This is a genomic window from Streptomyces sp. NPDC046821 (assembly GCF_040645335.1).
Taxonomy (GTDB): domain Bacteria; phylum Actinomycetota; class Actinomycetes; order Streptomycetales; family Streptomycetaceae; genus Streptomyces.
Genome location: NZ_JBEYYB010000001.1, coordinates 234,844 through 250,014, shown reverse-complemented (window position 1 = coordinate 250,014; position 15,171 = coordinate 234,844). Strand labels below are relative to the sequence as shown.

The 15,171-nt window shown below is 70.8% G+C and carries 15 protein-coding genes; 9 read left to right on the top strand and 6 right to left on the bottom strand.

The window, feature by feature from the left end:
• Window positions 1–131: 131 nt before the first annotated feature.
• From ABZ893_RS01280 to ABZ893_RS01260, 5 genes are all read right to left on the bottom strand, one after another.
• Window positions 132–1,487, bottom strand: coding sequence for an MFS transporter (locus ABZ893_RS01280; RefSeq protein WP_361394834.1), 1,356 nt, complete (start codon window positions 1,485–1,487; stop codon window positions 132–134).
• 109 nt (window positions 1,488–1,596) lie between these two features.
• Window positions 1,597–2,553, bottom strand: coding sequence for a PDR/VanB family oxidoreductase (locus ABZ893_RS01275; protein ID WP_361394831.1), 957 nt, complete (start codon window positions 2,551–2,553; stop codon window positions 1,597–1,599).
• Window positions 2,550–3,068 carry an aromatic-ring-hydroxylating dioxygenase subunit beta gene (locus tag ABZ893_RS01270; protein WP_361394829.1) on the bottom strand — a complete coding sequence of 173 codons (519 nt, stop codon included), beginning with the start codon at window positions 3,066–3,068 and terminating at the stop codon, window positions 2,550–2,552. The genes ABZ893_RS01275 and ABZ893_RS01270 overlap by 4 nt, the downstream gene beginning before the upstream one ends.
• Window positions 3,061–4,359, bottom strand: a complete 1,299-nt coding sequence (locus ABZ893_RS01265) for an aromatic ring-hydroxylating dioxygenase subunit alpha (RefSeq protein WP_361394825.1) — start codon at window positions 4,357–4,359, stop codon at window positions 3,061–3,063. Before ABZ893_RS01265 ends, ABZ893_RS01270 begins: the two co-directional genes overlap by 8 nt.
• Before the next feature lie 120 nt (window positions 4,360–4,479).
• Entirely contained in the window at window positions 4,480–5,616 is a 1,137-nt protein-coding gene (locus tag ABZ893_RS01260) for an acyl-CoA dehydrogenase family protein (RefSeq protein ID WP_361394822.1), read from the bottom strand.
• A 158-nt stretch (window positions 5,617–5,774) separates the two neighbouring features.
• On the opposite strand from ABZ893_RS01260, the gene ABZ893_RS01255 reads away from it, so the two are divergent.
• From ABZ893_RS01255 to ABZ893_RS01225, 7 genes are all read left to right on the top strand, one after another.
• Window positions 5,775–7,274, top strand: a complete 1,500-nt coding sequence (locus ABZ893_RS01255) for a PAS domain-containing sensor histidine kinase (RefSeq protein WP_361394819.1) — start codon at window positions 5,775–5,777, stop codon at window positions 7,272–7,274.
• A gap of 120 nt (window positions 7,275–7,394) precedes the next feature.
• A complete protein-coding gene (locus ABZ893_RS01250; protein WP_361394817.1) occupies window positions 7,395–7,916 on the top strand; it encodes a flavin reductase in 522 nt (173 codons plus the stop codon).
• 35 nt (window positions 7,917–7,951) lie between these two features.
• Complete coding sequence (locus tag ABZ893_RS01245) at window positions 7,952–8,200, top strand: hypothetical protein (RefSeq protein ID WP_361394815.1); 249 nt, start codon at window positions 7,952–7,954, stop codon at window positions 8,198–8,200.
• Complete coding sequence (locus tag ABZ893_RS01240; RefSeq protein WP_361394812.1) at window positions 8,185–9,444, top strand: amidase; 1,260 nt, start codon at window positions 8,185–8,187, stop codon at window positions 9,442–9,444. Before ABZ893_RS01245 ends, ABZ893_RS01240 begins: the two co-directional genes overlap by 16 nt.
• Before the next feature lie 120 nt (window positions 9,445–9,564).
• Complete coding sequence (locus tag ABZ893_RS01235; RefSeq protein ID WP_361394809.1) at window positions 9,565–10,116, top strand: IclR family transcriptional regulator C-terminal domain-containing protein; 552 nt, start codon at window positions 9,565–9,567, stop codon at window positions 10,114–10,116.
• Between the two features lie 76 nt (window positions 10,117–10,192).
• Window positions 10,193–10,750: a nuclear transport factor 2 family protein gene (locus ABZ893_RS01230; RefSeq protein ID WP_361394807.1), complete on the top strand. Its 558-nt coding sequence runs from the start codon at window positions 10,193–10,195 to the stop codon at window positions 10,748–10,750.
• 55 nt (window positions 10,751–10,805) lie between these two features.
• Window positions 10,806–11,429 carry a response regulator gene (locus tag ABZ893_RS01225; RefSeq protein WP_361394804.1) on the top strand — a complete coding sequence of 208 codons (624 nt, stop codon included), beginning with the start codon at window positions 10,806–10,808 and terminating at the stop codon, window positions 11,427–11,429.
• A gap of 61 nt (window positions 11,430–11,490) precedes the next feature.
• Here the strand turns inward: ABZ893_RS01225 and ABZ893_RS01220 are convergent, their stop codons facing one another.
• On the bottom strand, window positions 11,491–12,444 hold the full coding sequence (locus ABZ893_RS01220) for a helix-turn-helix domain-containing protein (protein WP_361394802.1): 954 nt from the start codon (window positions 12,442–12,444) through the stop codon (window positions 11,491–11,493).
• Between the two features lie 401 nt (window positions 12,445–12,845).
• Between ABZ893_RS01220 and ABZ893_RS01215 the strand changes: the two genes are divergently transcribed.
• Together ABZ893_RS01215 and ABZ893_RS01210 are read left to right on the top strand one after the other, a co-directional pair.
• A complete protein-coding gene (locus tag ABZ893_RS01215) occupies window positions 12,846–14,330 on the top strand; it encodes an APC family permease (RefSeq protein WP_361394800.1) in 1,485 nt (494 codons plus the stop codon).
• A 170-nt stretch (window positions 14,331–14,500) separates the two neighbouring features.
• Window positions 14,501–15,169, top strand: a complete 669-nt coding sequence (locus tag ABZ893_RS01210) for a response regulator (protein WP_361394797.1) — start codon at window positions 14,501–14,503, stop codon at window positions 15,167–15,169.
• Window positions 15,170–15,171: the final 2 nt, after the last annotated feature.

Sequence of the window (15,171 nt, the reverse complement as noted above, 5' to 3'; positions counted from 1 at the left end):
TTCTCGCAGGTGGTCCGCGGGGCAAAGCTGGCATCTCCGCCGCCCGCGGACACGGCACCGGTCCGTTCACCGGACCGGTGCCGGCCAGCGGTCACCCAGGGGCGGGTCAGTCGACGTCACCCAGGGTCCGGTCAGTCGACGGCCGGCACCCGGGCGGGAGCGGCGGGCTCCGGCTGCCGTACACGTACGGGCGCGGTCTCCGGCAGGGCGAACAGGCACAGCAGGGACACGACCAGCAGGGCCGTCAGGTAGTAGCCGACGTCGAGGGCGTCGCCCGTCGCGGAGATGATCCGGTTGGCGATCATGGGGGAGATCCCGCCGCCGAGAACGGCACCTACGTGGAAGCCGAGGCCGAGGCCCGACTGGCGCTGCTCACGCGGGTACAGCTCGGCGAAGTACGTGTACATGGGCCCGAACAGGATCCCGGTGGCGGAGAAGCCGATGACGACGGCGGTGTTGACCGCGGCGACGGTTCCCGCCGAGGTGAGGTGGAACATGGTCAGGGCCGAGGCGAGCGACAGCACGGCTCCGGTGATCATCACCGGCTTGCGGCCGAGGCGGTCGGACAGCCAGGCGGACGTCACGTTGAAGAAGGCATGGCAGACCAGTGCGATCAGGCTGCCGTTGACGATCGGCTGGCGCGGCAGGCCGAGTCCCTCGGGGGCCGGCGCGGTCGCGTAGGACAGCATGAAGGTGGCCAGCGCGAAGGTCGTGGCGTTCAGGCCGATGTTGACGCCGGCGGTCAGCGCGACGCGCCGCCAGTTCGTGCGCAGGACCTCCTTCAGCGGCATCCGTGCCGGACCCTCGCGCGCCTCGTCGGCCTCCGCCATCTCCTCGAAGGCGGGGCTCTCGGTGACTCCCTTGCGGATCCACAGCCCGATCGCCATGACCAGGCCGCCCACCAGGAACGGCATACGCCATCCCCAGCTGGTGACCGAGTGGTCGGGCAGGAGCAGGACCAGCGTGAACGCAAGGTTGGCGAGGATCACGCCGACGGGCGAGCCGATCGCCACGAACGAGCCGTACAGACCGCGCCGTTGTACGGGGGCGTGCTCGATGGCGAAGACCGCGGCGCCCGAGTTCTCCCCGCCCCGCGCGAGGCCGTGGCACAACCGCAGCAGTACGAGCAGGACCGGCGCCGCGATGCCCATGGCCGCGTAGGACGGCAGCAGGCCCATGGCCAGCGTGGCGGCGCCCATCAGGACGAACGCCGCGAAGAGGGCCACCTTGCGCCCCTTCCGGTCGCCGATCGAGCCGAACAGGGCGGCGCCGATGGGGGCCATCAGGAAGCCGATGGCGAACGTCGTCAGGCTCATGAAGGTGCCGAACCAGGCGTCGCCGGTCTTGAAGAAGACCTCGCCGAAGACCAGGGCGGCCGCGGTGCCGTAGATCGAGAAGTCGAAGAACTCCAGCGAGGTGCCGACGCCGGCCGCCATGCCCAGTCGCAGAACGCTCGGCGAGTGGGGCGCGTCATGAGAGGGAGGCATGGGTCTCCTTCAATTCCGTGTGGGAGAGGGGAAGTTGGGCGCCCGGCAGCGGGGCGTGCCCGCGCGGAACGGGGGGGCGCCGGACGCGTCGGCAGAGCACAGCGACGCGTCAGTACAGCTCGATGACCAGCTTCTCGGACTTCGCGCGGGAGACGCACAGCGCCATCTGCGTGCCGGATGCCTTGTCCGCCGCCGACAGGCAGTTGTCCCGGTGTTCCGGGGTTCCTTCGAGGACGCCGGAGACGCAGGACCCGCAGATGCCCTCCTCGCAGGACTTGAAGACCTCGATCCCGGAGTCCTCCAGGACCGAAAGGACCGACCGGTCCGCCGGGATCTCGAAGACCTCACCCGTGTCGAGTTCGACCGTGAACGGCTTGTCACCGCTGGTGTCGATCTCCGTGGCCGTGAAGTTCTCGACGTGGACGTGCTCCGCGCCGACCACCGGCTCGAACACGGCCGTCACCTGGTCCATGAAGCCTTGCGGACCGCAGGTGTAGACGTGGGACGCGGACGTCAGCGCGGCCGCCTCCGCCGCGAGCGCGGCCGGCTGCTCGGCACGGGGTACGCCAAGCACCAGGCGAACCCGGTCCCGGAACTCCGCCCGGTGCTCCAGCAGGTCGACGAACGCCGCCTCCGCCCGGGAGCGGGCGAAGTAGTACAGCACGAACTCCGCGCCGCGCCGGTGCAGTTCGTACGCCATGCTCAGCAGCGGCGTGACGCCGATGCCGCCCGCCACCAGCACGTGCCGGTCGGCGTCCTCGGCCACCGCCAGCAGGTTGCGGGGCTCGCCCACTTCGAGACGGTCGCCCTCGGCCACCTCGTGCAGCGCGGCAGAGCCGCCGCGCGAGGCCGGCTCCCGCTTCACCGCGATGAGCAGCGAGGAAGAGTCCTGGGGCGGGCTGCACAGCGAGTACTGCCGCAGCACACCGGTGGGTCCCGTCACGTCGACGTGCGCGCCGCCCCGGTACGGGGTGAAGGGCGCGCCGTCCTCGCGGACCAGGCGCAGCGCACGGATCTGGGCGGTCTCCGAAACGATCTCGGCGACCCGGACCTTGACGGCGCTCACAGCAGGAACCCCGCCGCCGGGACGGCGTCCTCGCTGTCCACGAGCCGCACGACCTTCAGCGCGATCCGGTCACCGTCGTCCGACAGCCGGACCCGGTGCGTGACCTCGGCCGCCCACAGGTCGTGCCGGCCGCGCTTGTAGGCGACCAGCACCTGTGCCGAGCGCAGGGTGACCTCGTCGTCGGTGACGTCCTCGGCCACGAACCGGGAGACGGTACGCACCGTGCGGGCCGAGTCGACCGCGGCGATCGCGTAGCCCTCGGTCATCCGGGTGACCCGCATCCGCCGCATCCGGGCGTCGTCGTAGACCATGTTGAGGGTGTTCGCGAAGTCCTCCGTCTCCGGGTCGATCGGGACGACGTAGGAGGCGTCATCGGCGTAGAGGTCCTGCCACTCCTCGTACTGCTTGCGGTCGAGGAGGTCGGCCTCGTGCCAGACCAGCTGGATCGCCCGGATCACCCGGGGGTCGCTCAGCCCGGGGTGCAGGCCGGCGGGGGTCACGAGGGTCTCAGTCATCGCTCATCATCTGCTTCCACTTGTTGTACGCCGCGCGCATACCGGTCTCGTCGGTGACATGGGAGGTGGGCCAGCCCTCGGGGCTCGGGTTCTCGCGTGCCATGCCGCGGTTGACCAGGATCGGCATGTCGGGGGCGGCCTGCGCGCCGCGCTGCACGCGGTCCCAGCCCTCCGCGTCGTCCGGGGTGCCGAAGCCGAACGGGCCCTGGAAGTGCTCGTGGATACGCAGCCGTTCACGGTTGACGGGGTCCACGATCTCGGCCGGTCCGTCGGGACCGAGTGCCACGTGCTCGATGAGGGTCTCGGTGGCGGAGATCGGCCGCAGGACGCGGAGGAACGAGTTCGACATCGACACGTTCGGGAAGAGGTTCAGGTTGAACCCGGTGCCGTGCATGGCCCGGACCAGCTTGCGGATCGCCGCGTCGTCGAGGCCGGCCTCCTTCAACTCGGTGACGAGCGTGGCGAAACGGGCCTGGAGAGGCTCGGTGCCGTCGTCGGCGTCCAGGTCCGAGTGCTCGGGCACCATCTGCATGACGCTGTGCCCGTTGGCCAGGTCGTGGGTGACCGCCGTCGGGTCGGTCATGAACGACATCATGTCGGCGGTCTCGGAATCCACCGACGCCATCCAGGAGCGGTGCACGATCGGGAAGTGGTACCCGTCGGTGGTGTTCTCCAGCTGGATCTTCCAGTTGCCGTGGAACTTGAACTGGTGGGTGCCGAGCACCTTGACCGGGTAGCCGCCGCCCTGCTTCATGAAGCGGTCGATCCACAGCTTCACGTCGCCGAGGAAGTCCTCCAGCGGCTCGATGCCGTCGTCGAAGGTGGCGAACACCATGCCGCCGTACGACTCCGTGCGCAGCTTGCGCAGCGACAGCTCGCCCTTCTCCAGGACGCCTTCGTAGCCCTCCGGGTAGGGGATGCCGCGCAGCTTGCCGTCCAGGCTGTAGGACCAGGCGTGGTACGGGCAGGTGAAGCCGTTGGCCTGGCCGGTGCGCTTCTCGCACAGGCTCGCGCCGCGGTGGCGGCAGCGGTTGAGCAGGGTGTTGATGCTGCCCTTGCGGTCCTTGGTCACGATGACCGGCTGCCGGCCGACGTAGGTGGACTTGAAGCTGCCGGCCTTCGGCAGCTCGCTCTCGTGCGCGACCCAGACCCAGGTCCGCTCGAAGATCTTCGTCATCTCGAGGTCGAAGAGCTGGGGGTCGGTGTACATCCGTCCCGCCACACGGTCCTCGCGCACCAGGTCACCCGGTGCGAGACCGTGGACGTTGTCCGCGGTGAACTCAACAGTCATGGAAAGGTCCTTCAGGATCGGGGGAGAAGGTCGCTCGGCTCACGGGAAGCCCGGTTCGCGGGAAGCCCGGGCTCTCAGGTAGCCCGGTTCACAGGTAGCCCGGTTCATGGGAAGTCCGGTTCACAGGAAGCCCGGGATGGTGGTCGGCCGGCCTATGAGCACCGCGCCGGCGCCGTCGTACACGGCCTGGCCGAGGGTCGCGTGCAGCTGCGGCACCTGGGAGTCCTGGCGCAGCAGCTGCATCGGATGGCTGTTGCCGATGATCCCGGCCCCGGATATCGAGCAGAGGTCGTGCACGACCTGGGCGGATACATCGGCGAGGTTCGCCGCGGACAGGCGGATCCGGGCGAGCTGTTCGGGGCTCGCTTCGTCCCCGGCCACCACGGTTCGCCACACCTCGTCGGCGACGTCGAGGGAGAAGGCACGCGCGGAGTTCAGGGCGGCGTACGCCTTCGAGAACGTCGTGCGGTAGTAGGCGCGGTCGGCGAGCGGCGGAGCCCCGGTGATGCCCGTACGGGCCCCTGCCTCCTGGACGAACTCCAGGGCCGCCTGGGCGACTCCGAGGCCGACGGCCGAGTGGACCTGGGCCTGGTAGCCGATGAGCGGATAGCGGTAGAGCGGCTCGTCGACGGTCGGTGTGCCGCCGCGGACGAACGTCCACTCCCGCGGCACCTCCACGCCGGAGACGACCACGTCGAACGAGCCGGACGCCCGCATACCGGTGACGTCCCACTCCTGGACGATCCGCACCTGGTCCCGGCGGAGCAGCGCGGCACGCGGCCGGCCGCTGTCGTCCTCCGGAGGCAGGCCCACGCTGATCACGTCGGCGCCCATGCAGCCGCTGGCGAACTTCCAGCGGCCGTCGACCAGGTAGCCGCTCCCGGTCGGCTGCGCCGCCTGGACGGGGAAGAGCGCGCCCGCGTGGACCACATCGGGGCCGTCGCGGTAGATCTCCGCCTGCGTCTCCAGAGGCAGTGATCCCAGGTAGGTGAGCGCGGAGCCGAAGGCGACCACCCAGCCCGCCGAACCGTCGGCCTTGGCGACCCGCTCGACGATCTGGATGAACTCCGCCGGAGGCATCGACGTGCCGCCGAAGCGCTGCGGAGCCGACGCCCGGTAGACGCCGAGCTCGATGAACTTCTCGATGAAGTCGCGTGGCACGTAGCCCTGGGAGTGGAACTCGCCGCGGCGCGCCGCCAGTTCGGCGAGCACCGATTCCCAGGTCACCGTGGCCACCGCGGCAAGCGTCTGTGGCATGGCTGCTCCGCTCCCTCGTCGGTCGGTGCACAAGACGCTAGGCACGCGCGGGGAGGCGGCCAATTGGGAATGGCCTCGCCGGACGTAGGGGATTTCTTCAGGCGGACGCCGGTCGCGGCCGATGCGACCACCCGGCCAGGCGCCCTAACCTGACGCCCATGACCGTCGACTCGAAGGCGCCGGCACTCGTCGACTCGGACTTCGTCGCCATGATGAACGCGTCGGACACCTGCACCCTGCTCCACGACGCGCGGACCAAGGAGATCCTGTGGGCGAACCCGGCCGCCCGCGCGATGCTCGGGTTCAGCCTCGGGGAGCTCGTCTCCCTGCGGGCCAACCACATCAGCGGCGCCGCGCAGCAGTACGACCGGGTCGTGGCGCGCGCCCTGCTCCAGGACGCGATCGACCACGGCGCCGGCCGGGTCGAGTGGCACCTGAGAGCGAAGTCGAGCCAGGTCATACCCACCGACGCCTTCGCCGTCCGCGTGGAACTGGCGCGCGGACCGGCGGTGATGGTGCAGTACCGGGACATCGAGCGCGAGCGCCGCACCGACACCGAGCAACGCCTCGCCGAGTCCTACGTAGAGACACTGACCCGGCACACCTCGACCGTCGCGTTCATGCTGGACGCCACGGGAGTCGTCGTGTCGGCCACGGACACGGCACTCGGCTATCTGCACCTCACCGGGCAGCACACGTCCCCGGTCCGGCACGAGCTGACGTCCTTCGCCGCGATCTGTCTCGGCGCATCCCCCGCGTCATGGGAGGACGTCGCCCGCGGCACCGAGCCGATCCAGCCCGTCCGCCTCGAGATCGACCGGCCGGGCGGGCAGCCGGTGTGGCTGGAAGGAAGTGTCGAGCGGCTGCCGCAGCAGGAGGCGGACGTCTACCTGATGATCCTGCACGACGTCTCCGACCGGGTCCGCGACGAGGCGCTGCGGGAGCTGGAGCAGCGTCGCGAGAACCACGTGGCGCGGTACAACGCGATGGGCGACATGGCCATGGCCATCGCCCACGAACTCGGCCAGCCGCTCGCCGCCGCCGGCAACTTCCTGGCCGGTGTGCGGGCACGCGTCGATGCCGCCCCGGCCGGCGGGGACCTGGACCGTCAGCTCCGGTACGGGCTCGACGGGGCGAGCCGCCAGATCGACCGGGCGGCGGCGATCGTCAGTACCCTGCGGGCCTTCGTCGGACACCTCGAACACGTCGAGCAGGTCGTGGACCTCAACGACATTGTCCGTGAGTGCCTGCCCTTCATCCGGCTCCGTGCCGAACCCGTCGGCGTGCGGCTCGACCTCGACCTGTCCGCCGAGCCGGTACGGGTGCGCTGCGAACGCGTCCTGACCGGCCAGGTCGTGCTGAACCTGTGCTTCAACGCGATCGACGAGATGGCCGAGTGCCACGCCTCGGCACGGCACGTGCTGCTCACCACGGACCGGCGCACGGACCAAGGTGTCCTCACCGTCGCCGACCGTGGCCGGGGTCTGCGCCGGGACCCCTTCTCGGAGTCCTTCACCGGCAAGGCGCACGGCAGTGGCATCGGTCTGGCCCTCAGCCACCGGATCGTCACCCGTCAGCACGGCCGCATCTGGAGCGAGCCTCGCCCCGGCGACGGCTCGGTCTTCGGTTTCGCGCTGCCTCTCGCGGAACCCGTGTAGGGGAAATCCTCAGCGAGGGCGGAGGAACTCTCGATACCGCCCGGCGCACGCGGCGGCCTACCTTCGAAGTACCGGTACCCGGGGTTCGCCCGGAGTGCCCAGGTCCCGGCAGGAGGAACGGTGGCTGAGAACCTCACCCAACTGACCCCGACGCAGCGGATGTTCCGCGACGCGATGGCGAATCTGTCCGCGGGCGTCAACATCGTCACCACCGACGGTCCCGGCGGCCGGGCGGGCATCACCGTCAGCGCCGTCTGCTCGGTGACGGACGCGCCGCCCACGATGCTCGTGTGCATCAACCGGTCGAGCCGCAGCCACGACATCTTCCGTAGCAACCAGAACGTGTGCATCAACGTGCTCGGCCCCGGACACGAGGACGTGGCCATGGCCTTCGCCGGACGCGTGCCCGCCGAGGAACGGTTCACCGTCACCGAAGGTGTGTGGGACCACTCGCACGGAGCGCCGGTGCTGCGCGGGTCGACGGCGTCGATCCTCGGGCGCATCACGGGGAGCGCGGAACGCGGTTCGCACACCGTCATGTTCGTCGAGGCGGACCAGGTGATCGCGGGGGACGAATGCGGCGGCGGACTGGTCTACTTCCAGCGCCGGTTCCACCCCATCCCCACGTCCCTGAGCGCGTGACGAGCGGAGCACCTGCCGTGGGCGACGCCCCCCGCATGACACTGACCTGTTACAACGACACCTTCAACTACGGCTGGCGGCACGTGGATCTCTTCACCCGCGACGCCGAGGGCCACGAGATCAACTGGGTCCACTGGACGGTGCCCGCCGACGGCCCCGAGGCCGCCGACACGGTCACCGGCAAGGTGGAACCCACACTCCGCCGCACCTCGGACTGGCGCCACGGCGTCAGCCCGGCCGGCATGGACTACTGGGAGGCCGACGCAGAATGGGACGAGCGATGAACCTGTACGAACCCTGGTCCCTCCGCGAGCTGGCCGGGGATCTCGCCACCGGCGCGACGACCCCGGCCGCCGCACTCGACCGTGCGCGGGCCCGGATCGCCGAGACCGAGCCGGAGCTGGCCGCCTGGGTCGTCCAGGACCCGTCGCCCGACGTCACGTCGGCCTCCGGTGCGCTCGGCGGGGTTCCGCTCGGCGTCAAGGACATCATCGACGTCGCCGGCTTCCCCACCCGCTGCGGCACGGCCCTGAGGGCGGACGCCCCGGCCGCTCAGGCGGACGCGCCGATCGTACGGGCCTGGCGCGACGCCGGTGCCTTCGTCGTCGGCAAGACCGTCACCACCGAGTTCGCGTTCTTCGCACCCGGACCGACCGACAACCCGGCCGCCCCGGGCCACACACCCGGCGGCTCCTCCAGCGGTTCGGCCGCCGCCGTCGCCTCCGGTCAGGTGCCGCTCGCCATCGGCTCCCAGACGGCCGGCTCGGTCACCCGCCCCGCGGCGTTCTGCGGTGTCGCGTCCCTGGTGATGACGCACGGCCGGTTCTCCGTCGACGGCGTGGTCGGGCTCAGCCCCAGCCTGGACAGCCACGGCGTCTACGCGGCGGGTGCCGGGGACCTCGCGGTCGCCTGGGCGGCTCTGAACGGCGGCGGGCCCGTTCCCGGAACGGTGCGCCCGCCGCGCGTCCTGCTGTGGACGGCGGAGCCGCTCGGTGTGGTCGAGGACGAGATGGGCCAGGCCGTCGAAACGCTCCGCAAGCGGCTGACCGAGGCCGGAGCCGTGGTGGACGCTTTCCCCGAGGAGCGGCTCATCGCCGAGACCACGGCGGCCCACCCGGTCGTGATGGCGTACGAGGCGGCCCGTGAGCGCGCCGCCGAACTCGCCCTCGCGGACCGCCTGAGCGAGCCGCTCGCCCGGCTCCTTCGCACCGGCGCCGCGACCCCGGACGCGGACTACGAAGCCGCCCGGCGGACCGTGGCAGCAGCGCGCGCCCGCGTCGCCGCGCTCCTGGAGTCGTACGACGTGATCGTGGGCCCCGCCGCGCCGGGCGCCGCACCGGCGGGCCTGGCGGCGACCGGCGACCCCGTGCTGAGCCGGGCCTGGCAGGCCCTGGGCCTTCCGACGGTGGCGGTCCCCGGCCTGCGCGACGCGGCCGGCCTGCCGCTGGGCGTCCAGGTGATCGGCCCGGCGCGCGGCGAGGCCGACCTGCTCGCCCGCAGCGCGTGGATCGAGGGAACGCTGACCTGACCCGCCCACTGCACACCGCCCCGCGCCGACAGCGTGGGGCGGTTCGCTGGCCGGACCGGGCGGTTGAGCGGGCCCGCCGCCCGCCCGAGCCTTTCGGGGACGCCCGCGAGCCTGCGCGACGTGGCGCGCCCGGCGCTGCTCGACCTGCGTGCGGTGACCCGGGCGGTGATCCACCTCGCCGTTCCCCAGGGAAGCGACTGCGTCTACCTGGAACGGCTCGCGGGACGCCGGGAGTCGGCCCTCGTCTCGGCCGTGGGAAGCCGTATGCCCAGCCTGCTCACCGCCTCGGGGCGGGTCTTCATCGCCTACGGAGACGACGAGGAGGCCGTCCTCTCGGCGCCCGCACCGACCGCGGCCGACGGCTCCCCGGCCTTCGGCCCGGCGGAAGTACCCGTGCTGCGCGCCGAGTTCGCGGCGATCCGCACCCGCCGCTGGGCCGAGGAGCGGGAACGCTGCGTCGCCGGATTCAAGACCTTCGCGGTGCCGGTCATGTACGTTGGCAGCGACCACGTGATCGCCGCCGTGTCCGCGACGGTCCCGGTCGACCGGCGCGACGAACAGCAGCTGGTCTACGCCCTGTGGGCGACCGCCGCCGACATCGGCCGAGGTTTCCGCCGCGCCGGCACCGCCCCGCGCACCGACTCCCCGTACCGCATCAGGATCGCCGGCTGACCCGCGTCCCCGCCCGCCCGCGAGCGAGGCGAAGCGGAGGCCCGGCGGCGCCCGCACTCACGGAAGGAACACTCACATGACCGACCAGGCCACGATCGCCGCGCTCGTCCAGCGCATCGAGGTGCTGGAGGCCGAGGCCGACATCCGCCGGATCCAGGCCCGCTACATGTTCCTGTGCGACACCCCCTGCCCCGAGTTCGGCGTGGGTGACGACAGCCACCGCATCGACCTCATCATGGATCTCTACTCCGAGGACGCCGTCTGGGAGGGCGTAGGCGAGTACTACGACAACCAGTTCGGCCGTGCCGTGGGCCATGCCGAGATCAGGGCCCACTTCGAAGGATTCTGGGGGGAGAAGCAGGACCCCCAGCTCCTCCTCAACGCCCACTACCTGACCTCGGAGCAGATCCACGTGGACGGGGAGGAGGCCAGTGGTCAGTGGATCCACATGCAGCCCTGGCTCTACTCGGACGGCACCGGACTGCTGCGCTCCAGCCGCCTCAACAACACCTTCCGCAGGATCGACGGCACATGGAAGATCACCCGGACACGTACCGAGAACGTGTTCATCGCGCCGCTGCCAGAGAACTTCGCCGGCAGCTTCCCGTCGAAGTCGGTACTGATGCGGCCGTGACGGCCGGCGGCGCGGGCCACTCGCCCCGACGCCTCACACAACAAGGGGACGAACCGTGACGGAATCCGCTACCACTGCCGTCGTCCATGTCGTGGACGACGACGAGGACGTGCGGCAGTCCCTGATCTTCCTGCTGCAGAGCGTCGAGATAGTGGCGCTCACCTATCCCAACTCGTCCAGTTTCCTTGAGGAGTTCGACCCGGACGAGCCCGCCGTCGTCATCGTCGACGTCCGGATGCCGGGACTGAGCGGCTTCCAGCTCCAGGAGGAACTGGCCAGGCGGGGCTACCCCGCGCCCATCATCTTCTGTTCCGCCCACGGCGACATCCCGATGTCGGTACGTGCCATGCGGGCCGGCGCCGTGGACTTCCTGGAGAAGCCCTACGAGCCGCAGCGGATGCTGGAAGTCGTCCAGACGCAGCTGCGCGCCGCCGAGGAGGCTTTCGCCCTCCGGGCCGGGCGGAAGCAGGTGGAGGTACGGCTGGAGAGCCTGACACCCCGTGAACGCGAGGTGCTCCGGCTGGTCGTCGACGGCCTGCCGAGCCAGACGATCGCGCGCCGCCTCGGCACCAGCGTCAAGACCGTCGACGTGCACCGCGCCCGGATCAAGGCCAAGACGGAGGCCGAGAACCTGGGCACCCTGGTGCGCGACGTGCTGCTGCACCGGATCAGCGTGTGAGGCAGCCTTCCTGACGGCCTGGTGACCTGGCGGCCTGGCGGCCTGGCGGCGGCCCGGGCGCTCAGAGGCGGGCCGCGGCGCCGGCCAGCGCCCGGCGCCGGTAGTCCCGCGGCGTCTCCCCGTACGCGGCCTTGAAGACCCGGCTGAAGTGGCGGCAGTCGAGCAGGCCCCACCGGGCGGCGATCATGCTGATCGGCTGCTCCGCCGACGCGGGGCTGGCCAGGTCACGGGCGCAGCGTTCCAGACGGCGGGTCCGGATCCACGCGGCCACCGTCAGGTCCTCGGCGGCGAACAGCTTGAACAGATAACGGCGGGAGATGCCGTGCGCCTCGGCGATCGAGTCCGGCGCGAGGTCCGGGTGCGCCAACCGGTTCTCGATGTACGTCCGGATACGCAGCATCATCGCCTCCTGCGGAGCCGTCGGCGCCGACCCGGCGAGTTCCTCCGACACCAGAGCAGTCACCAGCGAGACCGCGCCGTCCATGAGACTCAGCGCGGCGACGTCGGAGCAGGCCCGGCTCTGCGCGCTCAGGGACCGCAGGAAGGTCCCCATGACCGCCCCCACACCCCCGTCCGTGCCGATCCGCCGCGCGGTGAGCGCCCGCATCGCCTCCGGACGCACCGCCAGCATCGGGCGCGGCAGCATCATCAGGACGGTGCGGAAGTCGGTGCCGTAGGTGAACGTGTACGGGCGCGACGTGTCGCAGATGGCGATGTCCCCGGGCGCCAACTCGCCGCTGACACCGTCCTGTTCGACCACGCAGGTGCCGGCGACCTGCAGGGCCACCTTGTAGTGGTCCTCCTCGTGCCGCGCCGCCAGGCGGTCGGTGCGCCGGACCGTGAGCGGCCCCGCGTCGATCGAGGCGAGGTGGAGCCGGCCAAGGGCGTCGCTGCTCGCCTTCCCGTGGAACGGGCCGTGGGAGGCGGGGCGGCTGTCCAGGCCGCCGAAGACCCTGGACATCTCGTGCGCCCAGTGGTCGAACCGTTCGGCGTGGGCGACAGTCTCGGTGGTCACGAACGAACCCATACTGCACTCCACCTGCCAGCCGTTTTTCGGTCACGGTAGTCCGCCCCGTGTCACCACGGTGAGCCTGAATGTTTCATCCGGGGACGAATCCGTAAAGGCCTGCGCGAACGAGGAGGTCACAGGCCTCATCACCTGCGCGCGTGCATGAAATGGCGGGAAAGGGTGCACGCCGCTCCACCTCGCGGACCTGCGGTGCGCGCACAGTTCTCCACACCGGGTGGCCGAGTACGCCCCCTGAAGGCTCGCACCGCAGCCGGCGGAACCGCTGCCCTCCCCGAGCCCGGCCCGCTCGCCTCCGTAGCCGCGCGGACACGTTCGTCCGCCCGTCCAGCCCTCCCCGCAGCGCCAGGCGCCATGTGCCCGGCTTTGCCGCACCCCAGGGAGTCCTCGTGACCCAGCAGTCCTCAGGCCCGCAGCATCGCACCGACCTCCGCCGAGGTGCCGTGGGAGTGGCCGGGATGGTCTTCTTCGTCCTGTCCGCGCAGGCGCCCCTCACCGGCGTCGCCGGGACCCTCCCCATCCCGCTCGGCCTCGGCAACGGCGGCGGCGCCCCCGGCGTCTACCTGGTGGTCGGCGTCATGATCGCCCTCTTCTCGGTCGGCTTCATCGCGATGAGCCGCCATGTGACCGACGCCGGCGCCTTCTACGCCTACGTGACCCGCGGACTCGGCAAGACCCTCGGCGTCGGAGCCTCACAGGTCGCGGTGCTCTGCTACAGCGCGACCCAGGCCGCGCTCTATGGCCTCTACGGAGTGGTCGTCCAGGGACTGTTCCAGAGGTACGCCTCACTCGACCTTCCGTGGTGGTTCTGGACCGTCGCCACCATCCTCCTGGTCCAGGCCCTGGGCTCCTTCAACATCGAGTTCGGGGCGAAGCTCCTCGCCGTCCTGGTCGTCGCGGAGACCTCCCTGCTGTTGGTCTTCGCCTGCTACGAACTGCTCTCCGGCGGAGGCCCCCGAGGACTGGACATCGCGGGTTCCTTCGGCCCCTCGGCCTTCTTCAACGGCGCCCCCGGGGTGGCCCTCACCTTCGCGATCGGCTGCATCCTCGGCTTCGAGTCCACCGCCCTGTACGCCAAGGAGGCCCGGGACCCGGCCCGCACCGTCCCCCGCGCCACCTATCTCGCCGTTGGCCTGATCTCGGTGTTCTTCGCCTTCGTGTCCTGGATGATCGTCAGCTACTACGGCCCGGACAAGGTCCAGGGAGTGGCGCTGAAGGCGCTCCAGAGCAATGACGCCACCTCGGTCGTCTTCACCCCCATCACCCACACGCTGGGCGCCTGGGCCACCGACGCCATGCAGGTACTGCTGGCCACCTCGCTGCTCGCCGGCGTCCTCGCCTTCCACAACGGGATCAACCGCTACTTCCACTCCCTGGGCGGCGCCGGCGTCCTGCCCGTGTGGCTGTCCAGGACGAACCGCCAGGGAGCGCCGTACACGGCAAGCCTGCTCCAGACGGCCGTCGCCCTCGTACTGATCGTCCCCTTCGCCCTCGCCGGAGCGGACCCGGTGCTGACCCTGCTGACCTGGGGCGGCGGAGTCAGCGTGCTGGCCCTGATGCTCCTCTACCTGCTCACGTCCGTCTCGGTCATCGTGTTCTTCCGCCGGACGGGCCTTGACCGCAGGCGCTGGAACACCCTGATCGCGCCGCTCGCGTCCATCGCCATGCTGCTGAGCGCGACGGGCCTCGCCCTGGGCAACTTCACGACACTGATCTCCGCGTCCGGCACCACCGCCGTCGTCCTCGAACTCACGGTGGTCGTGGTATTCGCCGGGGGAGCCGTGCTGGGGTACGTCCGGCGGGACGGCGCCGTCCCCGGCGCGCCGGACGACGTCCCGGCCGCCTCGGTGGACGACGTGCCCGCGTCGGCCTGACGGCCGCTCCCAGCGGCGGGCGGCCGGTGCACGGGCTGGCGGTTTCCCGTGCACTGAATGGCGGAACCGCCCGAACGGCTCCGCCTAACGTCATCGGCACCACCGCGTCGCAGAGTGCCGCCCCGCGGTGTGGTGTTCACCGGACACCACCTGTTCGGAATCGAGGAACGATGACCGCCGGCCCGCTGTCCCAGACCTCTGACGTCAGGCCGGCAGCGGAGCCTGCCGACCTCGTCTACGTGCTCGACGACGACCACGAACTGTGCATGTCCCTGGCCTGGCTGCTGGAGTCGGTGCACGTGCGGACCGAGTGCTTCACCGACGCCGACTCCTTCCTCGCCGCCTTCGCCCCGGACCGCCCCGCCTGTCTGGTCCTCGACGTACGGATGCCGGGCATGGGCGGCTTCCACGTCCAGGAACTGCTCAACGCCCATGACGCGGTGCTGCCGGTCGTGTTCGTCTCCGCCCACGGAGACATCCCCATGACGGTCAGGGCGTTGCAACAGGGAGCCGTCGACTTCCTGGAGAAGCCGTACGACCCCCAGCGGATGCTCGACGTCGTGCAGGCCGCCCTGCGCGTGGCCGGCGAGCGTTACGCGCAGCGGGCCGAACGACGCGAGGTCGTCGACCGGCTCGCCGCGCTCAGCCCGCGCGAACGGGAGATCCTCCGGCAGGTGATCGCCGGCGTACCGAGCAAGGTGATCGCCAAGCGGCTCGGCATCAGCCTGAAGACGGTCGACGCCCACCGGGCCAGGATCCGGGAGAAGACGGCGGCCGACACCCTGGGTTCCCTGATCGGCGACATGATGCGCTGCGGCCTCCACCAGTCAGAGGTGTGACG